The following is a 23,957-nucleotide window of genomic DNA, read 5'->3' on the forward strand; positions in this document are numbered from 1 at the left end:
GGGGGGCTAGGCTTGCCGGTTTTCCGGGGAAGCCAGTTGCAGGAACAGAATCGAAACTTTTGCTCCATTTGTATCGGTTCGATTTTGCACGTCAATACGACCACCGTGTTCCTCAACAATTTTTTTGACCACAGCCATGCCAAGGCCTGTGCCGCGTTCTTTTGTCGTGATGTAAGGTTCGAAGATGCGTGCCAGTATTTTTTGTGAGAACCCGGGTCCATTATCCATGACAGAAAGTCGGACTGCAATGCAGATTTTGCCCGAAGCATTCTGGTAGTGGACTTTTTCGGTGATTAATTCGATGCTAGGCGTATAGTGTTCACGATTTTGCACTTCACTGATCGCATCCTGCGCATTCTGGAGCAAGTTGTGGATGACCTGACGTAACTGGGTTTCATCGCCCATGATATCGGGCAGTTGTGCATCCAGGCGCGTATGGACGATTTCATGGGAATCATCTCCAGCATAAAGATGGACGATATCTTCGGCTAGTGCATTCAAATTCAGTGGTTTGAGGAAAGCAGGTGGTGTTCTGGCGAAATTCCGGAAATCGTTGACCATCTGTTTCATGGAAGTGACCTGGTTGACGATCGTGTCGGTGCTCTTTTTCAGAATGGCGGCATCCTGCTCGGACAGTCTGTCGTGCAGTTTCATTTGCAAGCGTTCTGCCGAAAGCTGGATCGGCGTCAGCGGATTCTTGATTTCATGCGCCAGTCTGCGTGCCACTTCGCCCCACGCGATGGATCGTTGTGCGGAAATGACTTCCGTAATGTCATCGAAAACGACGATGTAGCGGTTTTCATGGTTGACCAGATGGGACGAGCCACGTGCCAGCAAGGTGATGTCCGATTCGTTCGGTTTGTCAGGATCATGCGCGATTTCGATTTGCTGTTGCCAGTGGAAATCCGTGGAGTGATCGTTGGCGGCAGCCTGTGCGGAAAATTCGGAGAAAGCTTTTGTGATGGTGCCCGAAAAGTCGGCCAGTCCGCTGATTTCGGACAACTTTCTGCCGACCAGCGGTGTCAGATCGTGCCGCAGAATCCGTGCGACCGGTGCATTGCATCCGACGAGCCTGAATTCGTGGTCGAGAACAATCACGCCCGCAGACATGTTGGCCAGTACCGATTCAAGATAAACCTTCGCAGCTTCCAGATCGGCACGGCTTTTTTCAGCCTGAGCGCGTGCTTCGGCAAGCTGGTGGGTCATGGCATTGAAGGATTGGGTCAGTGTTCCCAGTTCATCGTTGCTGGAGACGATGGGGCGTGGCGAAAGATTGCCTTCCGAAACCGCTTTCGTTCCTTGTGCCAGCAGCAACAGGGGGCGTGCCAGATTGGAGGCGATCTGGAAGGCGCTGGCGATCGCGCCGAAAATGGCCAGCAACAGTGTCAGCGACAGTGTGACGATATAAATTTTCCGCAATCCGGAGCGTGACAGGGAACGGATCTGGTATTCGCTGTATGCCGCGCGCAGTGCCTCGGCGTTGTTGGCCAGATTGGCTGGCATTTTTTGCAGCAGCTGGAGGTAATAAGGATCGTTTTGCAGCGAGATCGACAGACTGTGCACCGGTATGGGAACGATGACGCGGATCATCAGATCGGCTTCCTGCTGGTCTGCTGTGGACGGATCGTCGATTTCCCCTTCGATGGCTGAATAATGCGCAGTCGTGCGCAGCTGGCGCAGTATCGACGGTGAAGGAAGATCGGGGACCAGTGCGGTATTGACGGAACCGGAGGTGGCGATCAGGTGACCACGGCCGTTGATAATGGCCGCTTCGATGCCGTCCTTGTCGTTTCTGAAGCGGGTCAGCATGAGCGTTTGTTCCGACAGAGGCTGTCCCGCGAGTTCATTGGCAAGACGGTTTGCCTGAATGGTCAGGTTTTCGCGTGAGGTATCGAGAATGGATTGCGCCAGTTTGACACCGGAATCCAGTGCGGATTCGACGCGGACATCGAACCAGGATTCGATAGATCGTGATACGAACTGGACGGAGACGACGTAGATGATGGCGCCCGGCAATATACCCATCAATGCGAAAAGCAGCACCAGACGGGTCATCAGTTTCGAGCCGAACTTGCCCCGCCGGTACCGGTTGTACAGCCGGATCAGCATCCATACGACCAGTACCAGCAGGGCGGCTGCGACCAGAATGTTCACGCCGACCAGCCAGGAATAGTTCCGATCGAAAAATTCGGAGTTTTCAGAAGCGGACGCGAGCAGGAAAAGCAGAATGCTCATCACGGCGCCGCCGACGATCCACAGATAACGTAAAACGCGGTTCACTTTTGTTTTCGGTTATGGAACATAAGAAAACCGCTTCCAGTCGGAAACAAGACGCCAGTCATGATTGTTCAGGGCGTTTATCTGGAATGGTTTGGGCAGTTGTGAAATGTCCAGCATGATGCGGACCGCAACCTGATATTCTTCGCCTGGAGAGAGATCTGACTGATCCGCGATGGACCAGCCGGGCGGATAACGGATGGCGGAAAGCGCTTCTTCCAGCGTACTGTAATTGCGCTGGATGGTTCCTGGAATGGAAATGCTGTACTGGCGTGTCAATACATTGTAGGAGATACGTGTCGTTCTGGATTTGGAGACCGGAATCTCGTTGAACCAGAAGGCGCGTGGCCGGACGACTTCGATTTCCGTTTTGAAATATAACGGGATACCATGCGAAAGCATTTCTTCCAGACTGTGATTGAAGTCGAGTGAATAGCTGGTCAGCAGACGGTAGGTATTGTCGGTGTATTCGATTCGTGCCGTTTTGATCTGGATATCATCCGAGGCGAGGGCAACAGACGATCCTGCCGTCATGACGATGAAAGCGATGAAAAACAGGAATTTTGACAGTCGGCGGATCACGGGTAGAAATGGATAATAAAATGTGCTTTCAATATGATAACCCGTTATGTTTGCTGAACAAAGCATAAAAAAGACCGTCGTGGTCTTCCCGCTCTCCGGAAATCGGCAGGAGCTGGCCGGGAGCAGGCAGCCTGACGGCTCCCGGCAGGGAAGCCAGTGAGGCAGCCTGTCGTTCGGATTCTTCAGGCCAGATGGAACAGGTGGCCAGTAGCAGTTTCCCGCCCGGTTTCAGCATGGTCCAGAGGTTTTCCAGGATTTTTCGGGAAAGCATTGCCAGTTCACGTGCATCATATGGTCTTCTCAACCAGCGAATATCGGGATGTCGCCGGATGATGCCGGATGCAGTGCAGGGAACATCGGCCAGAATGCAGTCGAAGGGGGTTTTGTCCCACCAGTCGGAGCGGGTGGCGTCTCCCTGACGGGTTTTCGCTTTCAGACCAAGACGCGCCAGATTTTCGTCGATCATGCGCAAGCGGTGCCTGTCACGGTCGAGCGCCAGCAGATCAATATCGGCCAGTTCCAGCATATGTCCTGACTTTCCCCCGGGAGCGGCACAGGCGTCCAGCACTTTCATGCCGTCTTTCAGTGCCAGCAGAGGGGCGGCCAATTGGGCGGCGGCATCCTGTACCGAAACCAGCCCGTCCATGAAGCCGGGTATTTCCTGTACAGGTACCGGATCGAGCAGTTTGATGGCAAAGGGGCCGATGGCAGCAGTTCTGAAACCGGCCGCTTCAGCAAGCCGGCAATAAGCGGCGACTGTCGTCTTGCGTATGTTGACGCGAAGAGTCAAGGGCGGCGGCATATTGCCGACGGCAAGAATGGACATCCATTGATCCGGGTATATTTTTTCTGTCCTGTCGATCCACCAGTCGGGATAATTCCAGTGAGCACTCCGGTTTTGCGCGGCTTTTTCGAGCAGGGAATTCTTTTCGCGCAGGAAGCGCCTGAGAACGGCATTGACCAGTCCTTTGGCACGTGACAAGGAGGGGTGTGATCCGGCGGCACGAACGGCCTGATCGACAATCGTATAGGATTCGTAACGTGCGGCATCATTTCCGTGCAACAGCAGGGAAAGCGCACAATGCAACAAGCCTTGAAGTAGCGGCGGTTTCGGTGGTTTGTCGGTCAGCTCTGCGCAAAGGAATGCAGTCATGCCACGCTTGCGCATGACATGATAGGAAATGTCCTGAACCGCGCCGCGGATTGTCGTGTCGGCAGCAATCGCATCCAGTGACTGGGAAAGTGCATTTGGTAATGACTGTCCGCGAGCGACACGGCAAAAAACATCGGCGGCGACCAGCAGGCGAAACGCCAGTGAATCGGGCCTCAGTGTTGCGTTTTGGGTACGGAAGTGTTTCTGATCGGTCACGCTGGCTCCTGCCGCCGCTGGATTCGAAGTTATTGCAATGTGTAGTCCTGGCCGTCCTGAACCTGTTCGGCTGCACGAATGACGGCACGCGCCTTGTTTTCCGTTTCCTGCAATTCGGACTCAGGCGATGAGTCTGCCACGATACCGGCGCCTGCTCCTACATACAGCATGCCTTTGTAAATGACACCGGTTCTGATCGCAATGGCCAGATCCATTTCGCCGCCGAAAGACAGATACCCGCAGGCTCCCCCGTAAATACCGCGTTTTACCGGTTCCATTTCGTCGATGATTTCCATGGCGCGGACTTTCGGCGCACCCGAGAGGGTACCGGCAGGGAAAGTGGCTTTCAGAACATCGAGGTTTGACAATCCGGGTTTGAGCAATCCTTCGACGTTGGAGACGATATGCTGGACATGTGAATATTTTTCGATCGCCATTTTTTCCGTGACATGGACACTGCCGATTTGTGCGATGCGTCCGATATCGTTGCGCGCCAGATCGATCAGCATGACGTGTTCGGCGATTTCCTTGGTATCGGCAAGCAGTTCTGATGCCAGTTGACGGTCTTTTTCAGGCGTGGCGCCGCGAGGGCGAGTTCCGGCCAGCGGACGTACGACAACCTTGCGTCCTTCTGGCGTATTTTCCTGGCGGACCAGAATTTCCGGTGACGAACCGATGATGTGCAAGTCATCGAAATGATAATAATAAAGATAGGGCGATGGATTCAGTGCACGCAGGGAACGGTAAAGCGATAATGGCGAATCCGTATAAGGTTTTTTCAGGCGCTGGCTCAAGACAACCTGCATGCAATCGCCGTTGGCGATATATGCTTTCGTTTTGCGGACAGCCGAAAGAAAATCTTCTTTTTTGAAATCACGGATGACATCGGTTCTGGCACTGCCGTTCATGGCCGGTGCAATGGCAGGCGCATCCAGCATGGCACGCAGTTCGCGCAAGCGCTGCCTTGCCTGCGAATAGGCTTCCGGACGGGTCGGATCGGCATAAACGATAAGATAGAGTTTGCCGGACAGGTTATCGATGACGGCCAGTTCTTCCGACAGGATCAGCTGGATATCAGGGAAACCCAGATCGTCGGCAGGAGCCGAATCACGCAGTTTCGGCTCGATATAACGGATTGTGTCGTAGCCGAAATAGCCGGCCAGTCCGCCACAGAAACGGGGCATTCCCGGTCTGACTGCGACCTTGAAGCGGGCGAGATACGATGCGATGAAATCGAGGGGGTTGCCATTGTCCGTTTCGATAATTTGGCCGTCGCGTACGATTTCGGTTTTCATGCCATGTACACGAAGTACGGTCGATGCGGGCAGGCCGATAAAGGAATAACGTCCGAAACGCTCGCCGCCGACGACGGATTCCAGCAGAAACGAATTTTTGCCGTCATGATTATGACGGGTGAGTTTCAGATAAAGCGACAGGGGCGTATCCAGATCGGCAATGGCTTCGACAATCAGCGGAATACGGTTGTAACCCTGGTTTGCCAGGGCCTTGAATTCAAGTTCAGTCATGTGTTTCTCCGGTTCGCAAAGGCGAAATGTTCAAAAAACAGGCCGCGCAATACAGCGGTACGGCCGCAAACGGTTCAGTCAGATAACGTTTGCCAGCGTCGCCACAATCCGCCGGAAATCAGTCGGGATTGGGAATAAACCGGTTTTTTGACGAGAAACATGATCGGTAAAAAATCTCAGGAAACAAGATTGGCGGCTTCCAGCAGACTGGAAACCGTAGCATCCGGGTTCATCTCTTCCACGGGCCTGCCGTAATTATAACCATAGGGCACCATGAATAGGCAACAGCCTGCCGCACGTGCCGCCTGTGCATCGTTGACCGAGTCACCGATAGCGACGGCCTGTTCCGGACGACAACCGAACTTTTTGCAAGCCATCTGCATCGGAAAGGGCGATGGTTTCTTGACCAGAAAGGTATCCGAACAATAAATCAGCTGGAAATAGGGATAAAGGCCGTTTTTTGCCAGCAGGGGTTCGGTGAAGATGGATGGCTTGTTCGTGACGCAGGCGATATGAAGATTTTTTTCTTTCATGCGTTGCAATCCTTCCACAACGCCCGGAAAAACCGTGCTGTGTTCGCCGTTGACGATACGGTAGTATTTGTAAAACAGCGTCATGGCGATGTCCATGGTTTTCTCGGCATCGATGGGGTCGAGATGGACGGTCAGGGTGCTGCGGACGAGATTCTGGGTGCCCTTGCCGACGAACATCCGGATGGACGGGACATCGACCGGCGGAAGATTCAGCTCACGGAGCATGCCGTTCAATGCGACATCCAGATCCGGAACGGAATCGATCATCGTGCCATCCAGGTCGAGAATGACGAGCCGGATATCGCGTAACGGAAATTTTTCAGTCGGTTTTTGCATAGTGTTCATTCGGTTTTCTGGGGGGTGACGGTATCCAGGCGCTCTCTCATCTGGCGGATGACGGCATGGTAGTCCGGTGCATTGAAAATGGCGGATCCCGAAACGAAGGTGTCCGCACCGGCACGTGCGACTTCGGCGATATTGTCGACCTTGATGCCGCCATCGACTTCCAGCATGATGGGTTTGCCGGAGGCATCGATCATGGCGCGCGCAGCTTCGATTTTTTTCAGGGCGTGCGGGATGAAAGATTGCCCGCCGAATCCCGGATTGACGGACATGATGAGAATCAGGTCGAGTTTGTCCATGACATGCTGCAGGTAATCCAGCGGTGTGGCGGGATTGAGAACCAGACCCGCCTTGCAGCCATTGTCGAGAATCAGTTGCAGGGTGCGGTCGATATGTTCCGATGCTTCCGGGTGGAACGAAATGATATTGGCACCGGCCCTGGCGAAGTCAGGAATGATGCGGTCGACCGGTTTGACCATCAGGTGAACGTCGATCGGCACGTCAACCAGCGGACGGATCGCCGAACAGACCATGGGGCCGATCGTCAGGTTGGGAACGTAATGGTTGTCCATGACATCGAAATGGATCATGTCGGCGCCTGCCGCGACGACATGGCGAACTTCGTTACCCAATTGCGCGAAATCGGCGGAGAGGATACTGGGGGCGATACGGTAGGTAGTCATGAGAAAAAACAGATAGATGAATGTAAATCGTTATTTTATACCGGCTGATCCGAAAAGAAATTTGGCACGTCGCAAATCGGTGATTTTGTGACATCGGATAATGGATTTTATTTGCAGAGCAAAGGGAGCGGCCATGAGTGAACGGATACTGGATGTCTCGGTGACGACCCGATATATAGATGATCAATCCGCTCCTGAACGGGGCAGTTACGTCTTTACCTATTCCGTCACGATCCGGAATACAGGACAGGTCGGTGCGCAGTTGATCGCGCGGCACTGGATCATTACCGACGCGAACAATCATATCGAGGAAGTACGAGGGCTGGGCGTCGTTGGCAGACAACCGTTGATCAAGCCCGGTGAGGAATTCGAATATACAAGCGGCACTGCGCTTGCCACACCGCAGGGTTCCATGCAGGGAGAATTTCTGTGTGTGACTGAAAGAGGAGAACAGTTTCAGGTCAAAATTCCGGAATTCGTATTGTCGTTGCCCAGAACATTGCATTAGGTGGCAGGATGTCGCCCTGTTGCGGGATGTTTGCCGGAAAAGGCTTGTGATAGTATGAAACCTTTGATGGAAAGATGCCCCTTTCAGGGCAAGCAATGCAGGTGCAGCTCATGTTTCGAAATCGTTTTGTTTCCTATTTTTCCCTTGTTTGTCTCACGATCTGGCTCGCAGCCTGTACGACAACCACGCCGGAGAAAGAGGTACAGGAGCCGGAGCGAGCACTGACTCAGGAACGGCAACCGGTTTCGTTTTCGGACTTGCCGGGATGGGAAAACGACGACATGACGACACTCTGGCCGGCTTTCAAGAATTCCTGCCGTGTACTGGGCAAAAAATCGGAATGGCGTGATGTCTGCAACGAGTCTGTTTATGTGGACGGAGAAAATCCTGCCGCTATCCGCGTTTTTTTTGAATCGAATTTCATTCCTTACCGGATTGTTGGGGAAAGCGGCGAAGAGACGGGGATGGCGACAGGGTACTATGAACCGCTTTTGACAGGCAGTCGTCACCGCAAGGGCAAATTCAAAACCGCGTTGTACCGGCAGCCGAAAGACTTGCTGGTCATCGATTTGGCAGATGCCTATCCCAAGCTCAAGGGGATGAGATTGCGAGGAAAACTGGACGGAAACCGTGTCGTTCCTTATGACACACGTGAAGAAATCGAACGTTCAGGCAAACTGGCAGGCAATGAGATCGTCTGGGTCGATGATGTCATGGATGCTTTTTTCCTGGAAATCCAGGGGTCTGGCAGGGTCTATCTGCCTGAATCTGATGAAACGATTCGCCTGGCATACGCCAACCAGAACGGACGGCCATACCGTTCCATCGGCCGTTATTTGCTGGACAAGGGTGAACTGAAACCCGGACAGGCGTCAGCGCAGCAGATCCGGCAATGGATACGCAAGCATCCGGAGCGGCTCAGGGAAGTACTGGATTCCAATCCGAGCTATGTTTTTTTCCGGGAAGAAAAAATAGCGGATCCTTCGGAAGGTCCGAAAGGGGCGCTGGGTGTTCCATTGACACCGGGACGTTCCGTCGCAGTCGACCCCAAACATATTCCGCTGGGTGCGCCTGTTTATGTGGATACTACACGTCCATACAGTTCCGAACCGATACGGCAGCTGATGGTCGCGCAGGATACGGGCGGTGCGATCAGGGGGCCGGTACGGATCGACTATTTCTGGGGGTTCGGCGCGCAGGCAGGCGAGCAGGCAGGAAAAATGAAACAAAAACTCAAACTCTGGCTGCTTCTGCCGAAACAGCCAGAATATTGAGCCAGAACTGGCAGGGTACGAATCCTAGCGGTAAACCAGAACCGGAACGTCGGAAGTCGTCAGAACTTTCTGGGTTTCGCTGCCGATAAACAGCTTGTTCAGCCCCTTGCGCCCGTTGGATGCCATGAAAATGCAGTCGCATTGGTACTGGTTGGCGGCACGGACGATTTCTTCATGGGGTTTTGTGGATTGTGCAACGACGGTTTCGCATGGAACGCCTGCGGCCTTGGCCAGTTCGGCAATGCGGTTGACACGGGATTTGGCGGAAAGCTGTTCACGTGCCATATAATCAGATTCACCGGATTTGGTCAGGGATTCGATCTGGTTGAATGACAGAGGCTCGGCAACAGAAAAACCAATGATCTCACAGCCAGGATGGTTTTTTGCAAATTCAATGGCGGCCGAAATCGCTTTTTCAGACAGTACGCTGCCGTCAGTGGGAACGAGAATCTTTCTGTACATGTTGCCTCCGTTTCTGTTGATGCAAGAGAAGGTTGCCACTAATGGCAGAGCCAGTCCATGACGTGAGTCAAGATGATATATCCGGATTGCCTTTTCAATATTTCTTGCAAACGACTGGCAATCGGCCATTGTATAAAAGGAGATAAAAATGGATGAAATCGGTAATGTACTGGACAGGATTCATGAACATATGGCGAAAGCGGACCGGATCGATCCGCAATACCGGCAGGCATTTCAGGAGTTGGACAAGAATATCCGTGCGATGAAGCGTGCGCAGAACGATAATGCTGCGACGGAACTGGCGTCTCTTGACCGGCAGGCACGCTTTCTGGCCGCACGCTTTGAAACGGAGCATCCGCAAATCGGAGCACTGATCCAGCGTTTGTCGGTGCTTTTGCAGGGGATGGGTATGTAGTCTGGATGGATGTGCCGGATGTGGCTGCATCATATCTGGGGTGAATGGACAGTTATGCACAAAATGATACGGAAAAATTTTTGAAATATTTTTTTTGCCGTATTTTTGTGCATTTCCAATTTATTGATTTTAAACAGGATTTTTTTTGCTGTCTGGATGTGCATTTTATTGGAGACCGCGTCTTTACTGGGGTGCGCGCTTGTCAATAGCCTGTTTTCCACAAAGTTATCCACAAACTTTGTGGATAGTTGAAAAAGGTGTTACAAAATCGAAGTTTAGCTTTCATATACAGGGTTTACATTAAGTAGATGTCGTGTCTTTTCGTTCAGGTCGTTCTTGATACACCTCTTGACTTTTGTTTTGATTACCGTTATCCGGCCGAACTCGCTTCCGTTCAGTCGCCGCAAATCGGGCAGTTGGTCGTGGTGCCGTTCGGACGTCGTACAGAAGTCGGACTGATCGTGAATGTAAAAGAAGACACCGATGTCGAAGAAGACAAGCTCAAAGATGTTATTACGATTTTGTCGGATATGCCGCCACTGAATGCCGAATGGTTGGCATTGTGCCGTTTCGCGGCGGGATACTATCAGCGTCCGCTGGGCGAAGTGGCATTGCCGTCCATTCCGAAAAAAATACGTACGAATGGCGGAAAAGCGCTTGAACGGGCATGGAAAGCGCTGGAAAAACAGGATATGCCGGCTTCAGGGAAAAGTCCGGTCAGGCCGCAGTTGCATCCGGCACAGCAGCAGGCGGTTGACGCCATCGTGCATTCCGACGGGTTTTCGCCTTATGTCCTTTATGGCGTGACCGGCAGCGGCAAGACGGAAATCTATTTGCATTCGATCGAGGCGTTTTTGCGGCGAAAAACAGATGCGCAGGTACTGGTCATGGTTCCCGAGATCAACCTGACGCCCCAGCTGGAAAAGTCGGTCAGGGAGCGTTTCCCGCAGGAATGCATCGTGACACTGCACAGCCGTTTGACGGAAACGGAACGGTTGCGGAACTGGCTGTCGATCCTGACTGGCAGGGCGCGTATCATTCTGGGAACACGTATGGCCGTGCTGGCACCAGCTTCCCGGTTGTGCCTGATTGTCGTGGATGAAGAACACGATCCTTCCTACAAGCAGCAGGAAGGCCTGCGTTATTCTGCAAGGGATTTGGCGGTCTGGCGTGCAAGACAGCTTGATATACCGGTTGTTCTGGGATCGGCCACGCCTTCGCTGGAAAGTTGGCAGCATATGCTGACGGGACACTATACACGGCTGGAGCTGAAAGAGCGCGCTGTCGCGGATGCGGTTTTGCCGCTTATCAGGCTGGTCGATATATCGCGGCAGCAGCTCAATGGCGGTTTGTCGGACGATCTGTTGCAAGCCATGCGACAGAGGCTGGAAAAAGGTGAACAGTCGCTGCTTTTCCTGAACCGGCGCGGGTATGCACCGGTCATGATGTGTGAAGCGTGTGGCTGGATCAGCGCATGTGACAGATGCTCCGCCTATATGGTTTATCACAAGGCGCATCGTTTGCTGCGTTGCCATCATTGTGGCTGTGAGCGCACACTTCCTCGCGTATGTCCCGATTGCGGCAATGCCGATTTGCAGGCATTGGGACATGGTACGCAACGTATCGAGGAAACGTTGTCCGGCAGTTTCCCGGATGCACGGATTCTGAGGATCGATGCGGATTCGACAAGCCGCAAGGGAAGCCTGCAACTGGCGCTGGATACCATTCATCGTGGGGATGCGGATATTATTGTCGGAACCCAGATGATCGCCAAAGGACATGATTTCAGGAATCTGACGCTGGTGGGAGTCATCAACCCGGATACCTCGTTGTTTTCGCAGGACTATCGTGCCAGTGAACGGCTGTTTTCGCTGTTGATACAAGTCGCAGGCCGTGCGGGGCGTACCATGCACAAACCGGGCGGCAACGCCAGCGAAGTATTGATACAGACACGCTATCCGGCGCATCCTCTGTATCAGGCGGCGTTGTCGCATCGTTATGAGCAATATGTGTCCGAATTGCTTGCCGAAAGGAAAAATGCCGGCTTGCCACCTTTTGGCTATCAGGCGTTGCTGACGGCTGAGGCGCGCAGTATCGACAAGGCGCTGGCGTTTTTGTCCGAAGCGGCAGAGAGCATACCGGAGCGGTATGGCGTGATTATCAACGAACCGATTCCAATGGCCATGATGCGCGTAGCCAATATGGAGCGTGCCCAGTTGCTGATAGAATCAGCGTCGCGTCAGGCCCTTCAGCGTATGCTCAAATTATGGTTGCCGGTGCTGAGAGGTAAAAAAAGCACCGTGCACTGGCAGATCGAAGTGGATCCAATGACGATCTGATGCGTGTTACAACATGGTTTCCGTGTTGCCGTTCAGACTGCTGCTTTCGCCGTTTTTTTGCCGGGAAGATACCGTATCGCCGGTATTTTTGCCTGGACGTGCGGCACGCTGTTTCGCAGGGGATTTCGCTTGTATCAGCGATGGTGCACGCTTGCCGCTGGCAACAGCCTTGAGCATTCTGTATTCCGAAAGAACCCGCGAACCGTAGCCGCCATCGTGACTCATGGCAGCTGCACCGACATAACTTTTCAGCGCGAGTTCGACGGAACCTTTCTGGCGGACATAATCACGAAGGATTCTCGCGCCGACCTTGATGTTGACGACAGGGTCCAGCGCATTCTGGATACCGCCGTGATCCTCGAATTTGTCGGCATGAACTTTGGACATGACTTGCATGAGCCCTTGTGCGCCGACAGCGCTTTCTGCATAAGGATTGAACCGCGATTCAATAGCCATGACGGCCAGAATCAGGTGAGGATCCAGCCCCAGATCGAAAGCGGTTTTGTAGGCTGTGCTCACAAACAGGTTCGACGCTGTACCGGCAATGCGGTAGCGTTTTGCGATCCATGCGGCGACGCGCTGTTTTTGCTTGAGTTCATCCAGTTTGGAATGGTGTTCGTTTTCGGCCAATGCATTGACCGGTAACAGGCCTGCGGTATCCGGAGATATCGTGCGCGATTCTGCGGCATGTGCTTCATGGATCGGCAGGGAATTGCCGACCGTTTTGAACAGATCAGGACGGATACAGCAAAGTGTCAGAATGACAAAAAACAGGCTGATGAAGAACATCCAGAATACTGGGTGGGATGTGAGGGATGTTTTTCCGGATTTTGCGGAAAACGGATGCTGGATTCTGTTTTTCAAATAATGCAAATCAAGTTGTTTAAAAAAAGAATGAAACATGAAAACCTCCCGGAAACGGGTTTCCTGCACAAGAAAGCGAAATGTTTTCCGTACAAGAGTCTCGTTTGTCCGAAAAAAGTCCGGTGATGCCTCCTGTGGCATAAACCGGATGAACTCTGTTGAGTTGCAGTTTTCTTGTAAGGTTGAGCTTCGCAACCGTTAAACTACAAATAGGTCACACGTGTGTCCAAGAGTTCCTGATGTGTCATCGATCGAATGATTCCGATCGGATATGCGACAACATCGGTTTTGTTGAATGATATAGTTGGTTTCTGAAAAAATTATTTATGTAACTGCGCGCATTGTATTTGCGGTTTTATATCAAGTCAATTATAAAGACGTCATTTTTTATTACAAAATGTAATTACACAGAAGAAAGGAATAATAAAAATTTCCTTTTGAATCATATAGTTGTTGTGCAATCTGTGAAAAAATAAAAGCGGGACATCAAGAGAAAAAATAAATGAAATATCGTGACCTGAGGGACTATATGAGCCAGTTGGCGGCGGATGGTGAATTGAAAGAAATCACCGATGCCGTATCGCCTTGTCTTGAAATGACCGAGATTTCGCGCCGGGTGCTGGAGCGGCAGGGGCCTGCATTGCTTTTCAGAAATCCGTCAGGTTATGACATGCCGGTTCTGACCAATCTTTTCGGAAGTGTGTCGCGCATTGTCAGGGCGATGGGGGGTGAAACCGTTCAGGATCTGAGGCGTACCGGACAGTTTCTGGCTTCACTGAAGGAGCCGGAACGCCCCGAAAAATTGTCTGAAATAGTCGGTATGGGAGCGATGCTGAAATCCGTTCTGGATATGCGTCCGAAAGAACGGAAGGATGCTGCCTGTCATGACATCATACTGGAGGGGAACGATGTGGATATGGGGCGGTTGCCTGTCCAGACTTGTTGGCCGGAAGATGCGGGGCCGCTCATTACCTGGGGACTGGTAGTGACGAGGGGGCCGGGCAAGAAACGGCAGAATCTTGGCGTTTATCGTCAACAGGTGATCGGTGCGAACAAAGTCATCATGCGATGGCTGCCGCATCGGGGTGGTGCGCAGGATTTCAGGGAATACCGGATGGTGAACAAGGGACGCCCTTTCCCTGTCGCCGTGGTGATTGGGGCAGATCCCGCGACCATGCTTAGTGCGGTGACGCCGATACCGGACGATTTGTCGGAATACCAGTTCGCGGGTTTGCTCCGGGGCGGGCGTACTGAACTGGTGAAAACGATCGGCAGTGATTTGTTCGTTCCGGCCAATGCGGAAATCGTGCTGGAAGGGCATATCTTGCCGGATGAAAGTCATGAAACGGGATATGAGCATGCGCTAGAAGGGCCGTTCGGCGACCATACCGGTTATTACAATGAACAGGACTGGTTCCCGGTCATGACCATCGAGCGGATCACCATGCGCCGCAATCCCGTGTATCTGTCGACCTATACAGGGCGTCCGCCTGACGAGCCTGCCATGCTGGGGCTGGCGCTCAATGAAGTGTTCGTACCGCTTTTGCAAAAACAGTTTCCGGAAATCGCCGATTTTTATTTGCCGGCCGAAACATGCAGCTACCGGTTCGCCATCGCGAAAATCCGGAAAGCCTATCCTGGCCATGCACGGCGTGTGATGTTCGGGATCTGGAGTTTTTTGCGCCAGTTCTTGTATACCAAGTTCATTATTGTCGTTGATGAAGATATCGATATTCGCAACTGGGCGGATGTGCTCTGGGCCATTTCGACACGTGTCGATCCGGTACGCGATACGCTGCTGGTTGACAATACACCGATCGATTATCTGGACTTCGCCTCGCCGGTCAGCGGATTGGGCGGCAAGATGGGGATCGATGCCACGAACAAATGGAAGGAGGAAACCTCTCGGATTTGGGGAAAACGCATTGTCATGGATGATGCCGTGCAAAAGAAGGTGGATGCGCTCTGGGAAAAGCTGGCGTTGTGACATTGTTTTTTGCGCAAACCACGGATTGCTGTACAATGCACGCAGGCGGGCCCCTGCGCATCGCGGAATGGTGAATCTGGTCAGGTCGGGAACGAAGCAGCCACAGCCAACCTCCGTGAGTGCCGCAGTCAAGGCTCGCCTTTTCTTTTGTTACGTCTTTCGTATTTCCCTGTTTTGTGCGATGCCGGAATGGTGCTGACGAACGGTGCGTGGCGGAATGTTCAGTGGGTTCCGGAAAAATGTGCCTGCGCAAGACAGGTAGGCTTGCCAGTATGGAAACCGGGAGCAATAAGGTACAATTTCCACCATGTCATATTTGGTTCTTGCACGAAAATATCGTCCGAAGGATTTCGAAAGTATCGTCGGACAGGATCACGTTGTCCGTGCCCTGACGCACGCGCTTGAAAGTGGGCGCTTGCATCATGCCTATTTGTTTACCGGTACACGTGGTATCGGTAAAACGACATTGTCCAGAATCCTGGCCAAATCGCTCAATTGCGAAAAAGGCATCACGGCATCTCCCTGTGGGACCTGCGAAGCATGCAGGGCGATCGATTCGGACCGTTTTGTCGATTATGTCGAAATGGATGCTGCATCCAACCGTGGCATCGCCGACATGCTACAGATTCTGGAACAGGCGGTTTATGCACCGACGGCTGCACGTTTCAAGGTCTACATGATCGACGAAGTGCATATGCTGACCCAGCAGGCTTTCAATGCCATGCTGAAAACGCTCGAGGAACCGCCGGAATATGTCAAATTCATTCTGGCGACGACCGATCCGCAGAAAATTCCGGTAACGGTTCTTTCCCGTTGCCTGCAATTCAATCTCAAACAAATGCCGGTGCCGCAGATCGTGACGCATCTGGAAGGTATTCTGGCGAAAGAGGGAATTGCCTGCGAAAAAACGGCGCTCCAGTTGTTGGCCAAGGGGGCTCATGGTTCCATGCGTGATGCGTTGTCGCTGACGGATCAGGCGATTGCCTATACGGCAGGTAATGTGACGGCGCAGGCGGTCCAGGACATGCTGGGCGCGCTGGATCAGACCTATCTGGTACGTTTGCTGGACTGTCTGGCAGCTCGCGACGGTGCGGGATTGCTTTCCGTCGCCGATGAAATGGCGGCGCGCAGTCTTTCTTACAATACGGCGCTCCAGGATCTGGGGACGTTGTTGCACCGGATCGCGATCATCCAGCAGGTGCCGGATTATTTGTCGGAAGAATTGCCTGACCATGCCGATTTGTCTCGCTTTGCCAATGCATTTTCTCCGGAAGAAATACAGCTTTATTACCAGATCGCGATTCACGGGCGCGATGAGCTGGGACTGGCGCCTGATGAATACGCCGGTTTTTCCATGACGCTGTTGCGAATGCTGGCGTTTTTGCCGGATGATCGGAGCGTGAACCGTCCGGCACGTAAAACGGAAAATGTTCGGGCAGCGGTGAAAAAAACGGTTGTGGCATCTGCAGACAGAACACAGTATGCCACTGTCGGTGACGCAAAAACGGATGATATGCCGCAACCGGCTGCACGGACGATGGTGAATATGCCGCGAAAGAGCGCAGCGGTTGCCGTGTCAGCGGAACTGGGGCGTGCGGCAGGTGCCTGCGTTGCGGAAACCGCCAGACCGGAAAAGGAAGTCGTGACGGCAGGCGGTCTGGCAAAGCAGGATACGGTGCCTGCGGTATCGCAATCTGAAAAAAAACGTTCTCCGGTGTGGGATGGCGATTGGCCGACGCTGGCAGCGGGGTTGCCGGTACGCGGTCTGGTTCAGCAGCTGGCACAGCAGACGGAACTGGTGCGATGGGAAGAAAAGGATGGCGGAATGCTTATCCATCTGAAATCGCCTGCCGTGACATTATGCGCGCCGAATTATGTGGGAAAACTGGCATCGGTACTCGAAGAACATTTCGGGTGTCCAGTCGCGATCACGACGGAAACCGGCAAGGTGGAAGCGACAGTCAGCCGCAATGCGGCAAGGGCGCGTGCCGAAAGGCAAAAGCAGGCTGAAGAAGCGATGAAGAACGATCCGTATATACGGAATCTGACGGATGTATTCGGCGGTCATATTGTCGAAGGATCGATTAAACCTCTTTAACGGAAAGTGACTATGAAAAACCAACTCGCTGGTCTGATGAAACAGGCGCAGGCAATGCAGCAGAACATGGAAAGAATGCAGGAAGAACTGGGCAAGACGATTGTGGAAGGACAATCGGGAGCAGGTATGGTATCCGTTCTGATGAGCTGCAAATTCTACGTTTCGCGCGTATCCATCGATCCTGCGTTGATGAGCGATGACAAGGAAATGCTGGAAGATCTGGTAACGGCTGCATTTAACGATGCTGTCCGCAAGGCGGAAGCGACGACACAGGAAAAAATGGCCAGTCTTTCTGCAGGCCTGGCCATGCCGCCGGGATTCAAGATGCCGTTCTGATAGGATGCCGTGAAACCGCTTTCGTCTCTACAGAATCTGGTACAGGCGCTGCGCCATTTGCCGGGAATCGGTCCGAAGTCTGCACAGCGGATCGCATATCATCTTTTGCAGCATGACCGTGATGGCGCTCTTGAGTTGAGCAAAGCCTTGTCCGATGCGGCAAACCGTGTCAGGCATTGTGTACGTTGCAATACCTTTACGGAAGACGAAATATGCGACATGTGTCGTGATCCCGAACGGGACGCTTCACTGCTGTGCGTAACGGAAACACCGGCTGATCAGATGATGATCGAACAAACGCTGACGTTTCGCGGTTACTATTTTGTTCTGATGGGCAGCCTTTCGCCGCTTGACGGTATCGGTCCGAAAGAAATCCGCTTCGACAAGCTGATCGAACGAGCGACAGACGGTGTGGTCAAGGAAGTCATTCTGGCGACCAGTTTCAATAATGAAGGTGAAGCGACTGCGCATTACATCGGTGAAATGCTCAAGGCACGCGGTTTGCGTGTCAGTCGTCTGGCCAGAGGCGTTCCCGTCGGAGCGGAACTCGAATATGTGGATGTCGGAACCATCGCACGAGCTTTTCTTGACAGACGTTTGACCTGATACCCTATGACGACCATAGAAGAAACAACCGGAGCGACTCCACTGATCGAATTGCGTCGATCGTTGTCGGAGTCAGCCAGAAACAGGGGCAATCTCATTTTCGGGAAATGGGAGTGTGTCAATCCGTCGGCATCCATCAAGGATCGTGTCGTCAAATCGATGATCGAGGAGGCGGAAGCGAGTGGCGCCATTCATCCGGGAGATACACTGATCGAGGCCAGCAAGGGCAATACCGGTATCGCGCTGGCGATGCAGGCGGCAGCCAGGGGATATCGCTGTATCCTGATCATGCCGGAGAATACCGCGCTCTTCAAGCAGCAAAGCATGGGGGTGTATGGCGCGGAAATCATTCTGACGCCGCAAAGCGGCGGCTTGCAGTATGCGCGGGATCTTGCGTTGCAAATGGCGTCCGAGGGGAAAGGGGTGATGCTGGACCAGTTCAGCAATCCTGCGAACCCGATGGCACATTACAGGACGACAGGGCCTGAAATCTGGGCCGCGACAAAGGGGCAGATCACACATTTTGTGTGCAGTATCGGTACGTCGGGCACTATTATGGGGGTATCGCGCTATTTGAAAGAACGTAACCGGAAAATACGGGTAATCGGTGTGGAACCGGAAGGCAATGCGCAGATTTCAGGCATGAACCGGTGGCCAGAAAACCAGCGTCCTGCGATTTATGAAAAAAAAAGGATAGACAAAATCGAGTCGGTAGGACAAGCCTGTGCAGAATATCGCGCCAGAAAACTGGCGAAAGACGAAGGGGTTTTTTGCGGGTTGTCATCGGCTTGTGCCTGCGAAGTTGCACTGAATTTGTCGGAGAGTGCCAGACACGCCACAATCGTGTTCATGATCGCAGACAGAGGGGACCGTTACTTTTCTTCGGGTTTTTTCCCGGTCTGAAGGGCATAAGTACAACACAGGCATTGTCATAAGGTCTTGTATCCTATAAAATAAAAGGCTACACAAATTTTGTATTGCGAAGTCAGCGCGTAAACAAACAACTAACAGGTTTTTAGGGAAATTTATGGCTAATACAGCTCAGGCGCGTAAACGCGCTCGTCAGGCAGTCAAGCAGAATGCGCACAATTCGAGTCAGCGTTCCGCATTGCGTACGGCAATCAAGGCTGCCAAGAAGGCAATTGCTGCCGGTGACAAGGAAGTCGCGGCTTCCGTATTTGTAAAGACTGTCTCGACCATCGACCGGATCGCAGACAAGAAACGTATCCACAAAAACAAGGCAGCTCGCCACAAGAGCCGTCTGGCAGCAGCCCTGAAGGCAATGTCTGCCGCAGCCTGAGAAATATCTCCGGTTTTTTTCGCAGTATCCAATGGCAGGCGCGTCTGGTGACAGACGCGCCTGAACTTGTTTATTGCCGATAGCGATAACCGAATTCTTTTTCGAAGCGGTCTGCGATTTCGGTAGCGGTCAATTTGTGGTTTTGCGGGCCATCATACGCGATCTTGATGGCGCCCATCAGGCTGCCGAGACGTCCGCTCGTCATCATATCCATACCGTGGGTCAATCCATAAATCAACCCGGCGCGGAATGCATCACCGCATCCGGTCGGATCGGCTTCACGTTCTGCCTTGACGCCTGGAATGATCAGATGCTCGTTGCCCTGATGGATAACGGCGCCACGTTCCGCACAAGTCACGATAAAGGCATCGACACGGGAGGTGATTTCGGCCGTCGACCAACCGCATTGCTGGGCAAGCATTTCGCCTTCGTATTCGTTGACGGCGACATAGGATGCCAGTTCGATGAAATGCCGCAATTCATTGCGGCTGAATGTCGGCAGTTGCTGCCCCGGGTCGAAAATGAACGGGATTCCCAGTCTGGCGCAATCGTTCGCATTTTGTATCATGCCTTCCTTGCCGTCCGGCGCCACAATGGCGAGCTGGATGTTTTCGCCGCTCAGATTCTCGATATGGTTTTCATGTGCCAGTGCCATCGCACCCGGATGGAAAGCGGTGATCTGGTTGTTGTTCCTGTCGGTCGTGATGAAGGCCTGCGCAGTGTAGGCGTTCTTGATCGTACGGATATGGCGACGTGAGATGTTCAGTTCGGCAAGTCTTTCCAGATAGGGGCCGCCATCCATTCCGATGGTTGCCATAATCAATGGATTATCGCCAAGAAGTTTCAGGTTGTAGGCGATATTTCCTGCACAGCCGCCGAATTCGCGCCGCATTTCCGGTACCAGAAAGCAGACATTGATGTTGTGCAACTGGTCGGCAAGGATGGATTCCGAAAAACGGTCTGGAAACGACATGAGCGTATCGTACGCCATGGATCCGCAAATTAAGGAAGTCATGTTCAATATCAGGTAAGTTTTAGTGATTTAAGGGAACGATGCGGCTGTGTATAGCCGTATCGAGCGGTTGTTCGATAAACAGCAACAACTGGATATGATTTTTTTCTCCTGCCGGCCATGTGGCAAGTGTGCGTTGTGTCTCGGCAAGATATTCACCGGGTTCGATAACTCTGCGTGAGATTATCTGGTTGTCCGTACCGGTTATTTCCACGACAAGTGCAGGCCATGGTTTCGGTGAATCGCTGTCATGAAACATGGTAATGGTTTGCGTGAATTGACCCGGAGCGTTTTCAACAGGAACCGGTTTTTCGTATTCGACATGCCAGGTATCGCCGGATACGGTGGCGTTGCCGGATGGACAGGATAGCCATTCGCATGTGGAACCGACCAGCCCTTTGGCAGGAGGCCACCATGCCACGATATTCGAAGAATAATGATAAACGATCTGTCCACACAAGACGATTGCCAGAGCGATTGAACCGGCCAGCCAGAATATGCCAGCAATGCGTGACTTGCGCTTCCTGCGATGAATGGTCTGGAAGAGGTCGTCAGCCGAGGGGTTGTCTTGCCGGCCATTATCCGTATCGCTTTCCGGAAGTGGCATTGGCGGAACTGGCGATGCAGAAGGTGGTGTGACAGGGGGTATGACTGTATCGGATGACGATGAAGACGGCTGTTTTTCGACGGACAACGGCGGCCGTAATTCATCGGAGACCTTGCCTGTATCGTGAGATGATACCTGTTTTGCCGGTTCGGTACCTGTATCCAGATCCAGACTGAGGGATTGCAGCTGTTTGTCGAAAGATTTCTTGAGCGCTTCAGTTGACGGGGGCGTGGCTGCTGGTTTCGTCGCAGAGGCGGTGTTTACCGTATTCTGCGACGAAACGGGTGTGCCTGCCATGTATGGCGCGCGTCTGGTGTTTATCGTGTGGCCATTCGGAATACGACCGGCCAGATTGTCGATACCGTTAAACAGCTCGCGGCATACACCGCAACGTACGGTTCCCGCACGCATTCTGAGCTGTTCTTCGCTGACATGGAATATGGTTTTGCAGTGTGGGCAACGTGTAGCCAGTGACATGCTTGCAATCGTTCATGAGTTAAGCCGACCGGACAGTGCGACCCAGCCTTCATGGCTGCGCCAGACAGACAAACTGATAAAGGGCGCATATGCGGCGATGACGTCGTCGGCCTGTCCTTCAAGAATACCGGACAATACCATATATCCACCCGGAGCGATATATCGCGTCAGTGTCGGGGCCAGTGTTTTCAGCGGTCCGGCCAGAATATTGGCGACGACGACATCGTATTGGCGGTTTGCCTGTGACTCAACGAAAGTGTCAGGAAGATAGCAGGTGATGTCGCAATGATTGCGTTCGGCGTTTTCGCGGGATGTCAGCACGGATTGCGGGTCGATATCCACACCGGTGATTTCGCTGGCTCCCAGTTTCGATGCGGCAATGGCAAGAATGCCGGAACCACATCCATAATCCAGAACCGTGTTGCCTGACACCAGATTTTTTTCGAGCCATTCAAGGCAAAGTCGAGTCGTGGGATGGCTGCCGGTTCCGAATGCGAGTCCGGGATCCAGCTCCAGAATGATACCGTTTTCGTCCGGTGCTTTATGCCAGCTTGGTACGATCCATATTTTTTCGCCGATGTGAATGGGGTCGAATTGCGACTGCGTCAGGCGAACCCAATCCTCTTGAGGGACTTCTCGTAGCGAATAACCGGGAATTTCCTGCATTTCGCAGGCATCTGACGCTTTCTTCAGCAATTCATCGATCGGTGCATCGGCAGGAAGCAGCGCGATCACGCGGCTTCTTTCCCATGCATAATCGTTTGAATCAGCACCTGGTTCGTCAAACAGCGGTTTTTCCTGCGGTGTTCCCTCGTCGGCATCTTCCACCGTGATGGAAAGTGAGCCTGCATCTAGCAATGCATCCGAAAAGGCATTTGTTTTTTCAAATGCCACTTCCACAACAACTTCGATCCAGTTCATGACATCCTCCGGCCGTTCATGGCCTGTCAGTGCTCATTTTCAGGAAACATTTCCGCGAGTTTCTGTTCCAGATAGTGAATGTTCGTTCCACCCTTGATGAAGCTGGGATCGTGCATCAGTTCGCGGTGCAGGTCCAGATTGGTCTGGATGCCTTCGACCACCATTTCGGTCAATGCAACCTGCATGCGGTGAATCGCCTGTTCGCGTGTCGAACCATATGCGATGATTTTGCCTATCATCGAATCATAAAACGGCGGAACCTTGTAGCCGGCATAAACGTGTGAATCCACGCGCATCCCCGGGCCGCCAGGCGCATGCCATGACGTGATTTTTCCCGGAGACGGTATGAAGGTAAACGGATCTTCGGCGTTGATGCGACATTCGATAGCGTGTCCGATCAGGCGGATATCACGCTGGCGGTAACGGAGTTTTTCACCGGCGGCGATCCGTATCTGTTCCTGTACCAGATCCAGTCCTGTAATCAGTTCGGTGACCGGATGTTCAACCTGGATGCGGGTATTCATTTCGATGAAATAGAATTCACCGTTCTCATAGAGGAATTCAAAGGTGCCTGCGCCCCGGTAACCGATTTTGCGGCAAGCTTCGGCACAACGGTCGCCGATGCGGTCGACCAGCCGGCGTGGAATATCCGGTGCCGGTGCTTCCTCGATCACTTTCTGGTGGCGTCTTTGCATGGAACAATCGCGTTCGCCCAGCCAGATGGCATTTTTGTAATCGTCTGACAATACCTGGATTTCGATATGGCGCGGATTTTCCAGGAATTTTTCCATATACACTTCCGGATTGCCGAAAGCGGCCTGAGCTTCTGTTTTGGTTGTCGTGACGGCATTGAGCAACGATGCTTCCGTATGGACCACGCGCATGCCGCGACCGCCGCCACCGCCGGCTGCCTTGATGATCACGGGAAATCCGATCTTGCGGGCAATGGATATGATTTCCTGCGGATCGTCGGACAATGCGCCATCGGACCCCGGAACGCATGGAATACCGGCCTTGATCATGGCCTGCTTCGCCGTGACCTTGTCACCCATCATACGAATGGAGTCGGAACGCGGGCCGATAAAGACGAAACCGGATTTTTCGACACGTTCGGCAAAATCGGCATTTTCGGAAAGAAAACCGTAACCCGGATGGATTGCCTCTGCGTCGGTGACCTCGGCGGCGCTGATGATGGCCGGCATGTTCAGGTAACTCAATGCAGAGGAAGCAGGTCCGATACAGACGGATTCATCCGCCAGCTTCACATACTTGGCATCACGGTCGGCTTCGGAATGAACGACGACGGTCTTGATGCCCATTTCACGGCATGCGCGCTGGATACGCAATGCGATTTCGCCACGATTGGCGATGAGGATTTTTTCAAACATAATGTGGCAGATTGCTCAGCAAATCGAAAATAAGCGGAAAAAAGAGCAGTT

22 protein-coding genes and 1 other RNA gene are annotated in these 23,957 nt (G+C 52.8%); 11 read left to right on the plus strand and 12 right to left on the minus strand.

All coding sequences use genetic code 11. The features are described from left to right. Positions 1-6 precede the first annotated feature (6 nt). The 6 genes from NAI64_RS04680 to rpe all read right to left on the minus strand — a co-directional run bounded on the left by NAI64_RS04680 (position 7) and on the right by rpe (position 7,312). Positions 7-2,280, minus strand: a complete 2,274-nt coding sequence (locus NAI64_RS04680) for a sensor histidine kinase (RefSeq protein WP_269298279.1) — start codon at positions 2,278-2,280, stop codon at positions 7-9. A gap of 12 nt (positions 2,281-2,292) precedes the next feature. Next, the gene (locus NAI64_RS04685; protein ID WP_269298281.1) at positions 2,293-2,859 is read right to left on the minus strand and encodes a DUF4390 domain-containing protein; all 567 of its coding nucleotides are present in this window, start codon (positions 2,857-2,859) and stop codon (positions 2,293-2,295) included. A 28-nt stretch (positions 2,860-2,887) separates the two neighbouring features. Further along, positions 2,888-4,228: a 16S rRNA (cytosine(967)-C(5))-methyltransferase RsmB gene (gene rsmB / locus NAI64_RS04690; protein ID WP_269298283.1), complete on the minus strand. Its 1,341-nt coding sequence runs from the start codon at positions 4,226-4,228 to the stop codon at positions 2,888-2,890. A gap of 29 nt (positions 4,229-4,257) precedes the next feature. Further along, a complete protein-coding gene (gene trpE / locus NAI64_RS04695) occupies positions 4,258-5,754 on the minus strand; it encodes an anthranilate synthase component I (protein ID WP_269298285.1) in 1,497 nt (498 codons plus the stop codon). A gap of 176 nt (positions 5,755-5,930) precedes the next feature. Next, the gene (locus NAI64_RS04700; RefSeq protein ID WP_331282608.1) at positions 5,931-6,632 is read right to left on the minus strand and encodes a phosphoglycolate phosphatase; all 702 of its coding nucleotides are present in this window, start codon (positions 6,630-6,632) and stop codon (positions 5,931-5,933) included. Beyond that, a complete protein-coding gene (rpe, locus tag NAI64_RS04705) occupies positions 6,629-7,312 on the minus strand; it encodes a ribulose-phosphate 3-epimerase (RefSeq protein ID WP_269298287.1) in 684 nt (227 codons plus the stop codon). The genes NAI64_RS04700 and rpe overlap by 4 nt, the downstream gene beginning before the upstream one ends. Positions 7,313-7,445: 133 nt before the next feature. On the opposite strand from rpe, the gene apaG reads away from it, so the two are divergent. Beyond that, a complete protein-coding gene (apaG, locus tag NAI64_RS04710; RefSeq protein ID WP_269298289.1) occupies positions 7,446-7,820 on the plus strand; it encodes a Co2+/Mg2+ efflux protein ApaG in 375 nt (124 codons plus the stop codon). A 110-nt stretch (positions 7,821-7,930) separates the two neighbouring features. Beyond that, positions 7,931-9,094, plus strand: coding sequence for a murein transglycosylase A (gene mltA, locus NAI64_RS04715; RefSeq protein WP_269298291.1), 1,164 nt, complete (start codon positions 7,931-7,933; stop codon positions 9,092-9,094). A gap of 24 nt (positions 9,095-9,118) precedes the next feature. On the opposite strand, the gene NAI64_RS04720 is transcribed toward mltA, so the two are convergent. Next, positions 9,119-9,556: a universal stress protein gene (locus NAI64_RS04720; RefSeq protein WP_269298292.1), complete on the minus strand. Its 438-nt coding sequence runs from the start codon at positions 9,554-9,556 to the stop codon at positions 9,119-9,121. A gap of 148 nt (positions 9,557-9,704) precedes the next feature. Here NAI64_RS04720 and NAI64_RS04725 point away from each other — a divergent pair, with 148 nt between their 5' ends. Both NAI64_RS04725 and NAI64_RS04730 read left to right on the plus strand, forming a co-directional pair. Continuing rightward, positions 9,705-9,971 (plus strand): DUF4404 family protein, encoded by a 267-nt coding sequence (locus NAI64_RS04725; RefSeq protein WP_269298294.1) that lies wholly within the window; start codon positions 9,705-9,707, stop codon positions 9,969-9,971. A gap of 308 nt (positions 9,972-10,279) precedes the next feature. Further along, on the plus strand, positions 10,280-12,310 hold the full coding sequence (locus NAI64_RS04730; protein WP_269298296.1) for a primosomal protein N': 2,031 nt from the start codon (positions 10,280-10,282) through the stop codon (positions 12,308-12,310). A 6-nt stretch (positions 12,311-12,316) separates the two neighbouring features. Here NAI64_RS04730 and NAI64_RS04735 read toward each other — a convergent pair whose 3' ends face one another. Continuing rightward, positions 12,317-13,099, minus strand: coding sequence for a lytic transglycosylase domain-containing protein (locus tag NAI64_RS04735; protein WP_331282609.1), 783 nt, complete (start codon positions 13,097-13,099; stop codon positions 12,317-12,319). A 577-nt stretch (positions 13,100-13,676) separates the two neighbouring features. Here NAI64_RS04735 and NAI64_RS04740 point away from each other — a divergent pair. The 7 genes from NAI64_RS04740 to rpsT all read left to right on the plus strand — a co-directional run bounded on the left by NAI64_RS04740 (position 13,677) and on the right by rpsT (position 19,501). Beyond that, entirely contained in the window at positions 13,677-15,161 is a 1,485-nt protein-coding gene (locus tag NAI64_RS04740; RefSeq protein ID WP_269298300.1) for a UbiD family decarboxylase, read from the plus strand. Positions 15,162-15,205: 44 nt separating this feature from the next. Then, positions 15,206-15,304, plus strand: an RNA gene (ffs, locus tag NAI64_RS04745) — signal recognition particle sRNA small type. Between the two features lie 164 nt (positions 15,305-15,468). Next, positions 15,469-17,259, plus strand: coding sequence for a DNA polymerase III subunit gamma/tau (gene dnaX, locus NAI64_RS04750; protein WP_269298302.1), 1,791 nt, complete (start codon positions 15,469-15,471; stop codon positions 17,257-17,259). Positions 17,260-17,271: 12 nt separating this feature from the next. Continuing rightward, positions 17,272-17,595 (plus strand): YbaB/EbfC family nucleoid-associated protein, encoded by a 324-nt coding sequence (locus tag NAI64_RS04755; RefSeq protein ID WP_269298304.1) that lies wholly within the window; start codon positions 17,272-17,274, stop codon positions 17,593-17,595. Between the two features lie 9 nt (positions 17,596-17,604). Further along, the gene (recR, locus tag NAI64_RS04760; RefSeq protein ID WP_269298306.1) at positions 17,605-18,201 is read left to right on the plus strand and encodes a recombination mediator RecR; all 597 of its coding nucleotides are present in this window, start codon (positions 17,605-17,607) and stop codon (positions 18,199-18,201) included. Positions 18,202-18,207: 6 nt separating this feature from the next. After that, positions 18,208-19,104: a pyridoxal-phosphate dependent enzyme gene (locus tag NAI64_RS04765; protein ID WP_269298309.1), complete on the plus strand. Its 897-nt coding sequence runs from the start codon at positions 18,208-18,210 to the stop codon at positions 19,102-19,104. A 124-nt stretch (positions 19,105-19,228) separates the two neighbouring features. Further along, positions 19,229-19,501 carry a 30S ribosomal protein S20 gene (gene rpsT, locus NAI64_RS04770; protein WP_269298311.1) on the plus strand — a complete coding sequence of 91 codons (273 nt, stop codon included), beginning with the start codon at positions 19,229-19,231 and terminating at the stop codon, positions 19,499-19,501. 70 nt (positions 19,502-19,571) lie between these two features. Here rpsT and NAI64_RS04775 read toward each other — a convergent pair whose 3' ends face one another. Genes NAI64_RS04775 through accC form a run of 4 tightly spaced genes read right to left on the minus strand, consistent with a single transcriptional unit; the run spans position 19,572 to position 23,906 of the window. Beyond that, positions 19,572-20,516, minus strand: a complete 945-nt coding sequence (locus NAI64_RS04775; RefSeq protein WP_269298313.1) for a carbohydrate kinase family protein — start codon at positions 20,514-20,516, stop codon at positions 19,572-19,574. 19 nt (positions 20,517-20,535) lie between these two features. Continuing rightward, positions 20,536-21,597 (minus strand): zinc-ribbon and DUF3426 domain-containing protein, encoded by a 1,062-nt coding sequence (locus NAI64_RS04780; protein ID WP_269298315.1) that lies wholly within the window; start codon positions 21,595-21,597, stop codon positions 20,536-20,538. A 12-nt stretch (positions 21,598-21,609) separates the two neighbouring features. Further along, positions 21,610-22,518 carry a 50S ribosomal protein L11 methyltransferase gene (prmA, locus tag NAI64_RS04785; RefSeq protein WP_269298317.1) on the minus strand — a complete coding sequence of 303 codons (909 nt, stop codon included), beginning with the start codon at positions 22,516-22,518 and terminating at the stop codon, positions 21,610-21,612. Positions 22,519-22,544: 26 nt separating this feature from the next. Then, positions 22,545-23,906, minus strand: a complete 1,362-nt coding sequence (gene accC, locus NAI64_RS04790) for an acetyl-CoA carboxylase biotin carboxylase subunit (RefSeq protein ID WP_269298319.1) — start codon at positions 23,904-23,906, stop codon at positions 22,545-22,547. Positions 23,907-23,957: the final 51 nt, after the last annotated feature.

Source organism: Oxalobacter paeniformigenes, assembly GCF_027158465.1.
Taxonomy (GTDB): domain Bacteria; phylum Pseudomonadota; class Gammaproteobacteria; order Burkholderiales; family Burkholderiaceae_D; genus Oxalobacter; species Oxalobacter paeniformigenes.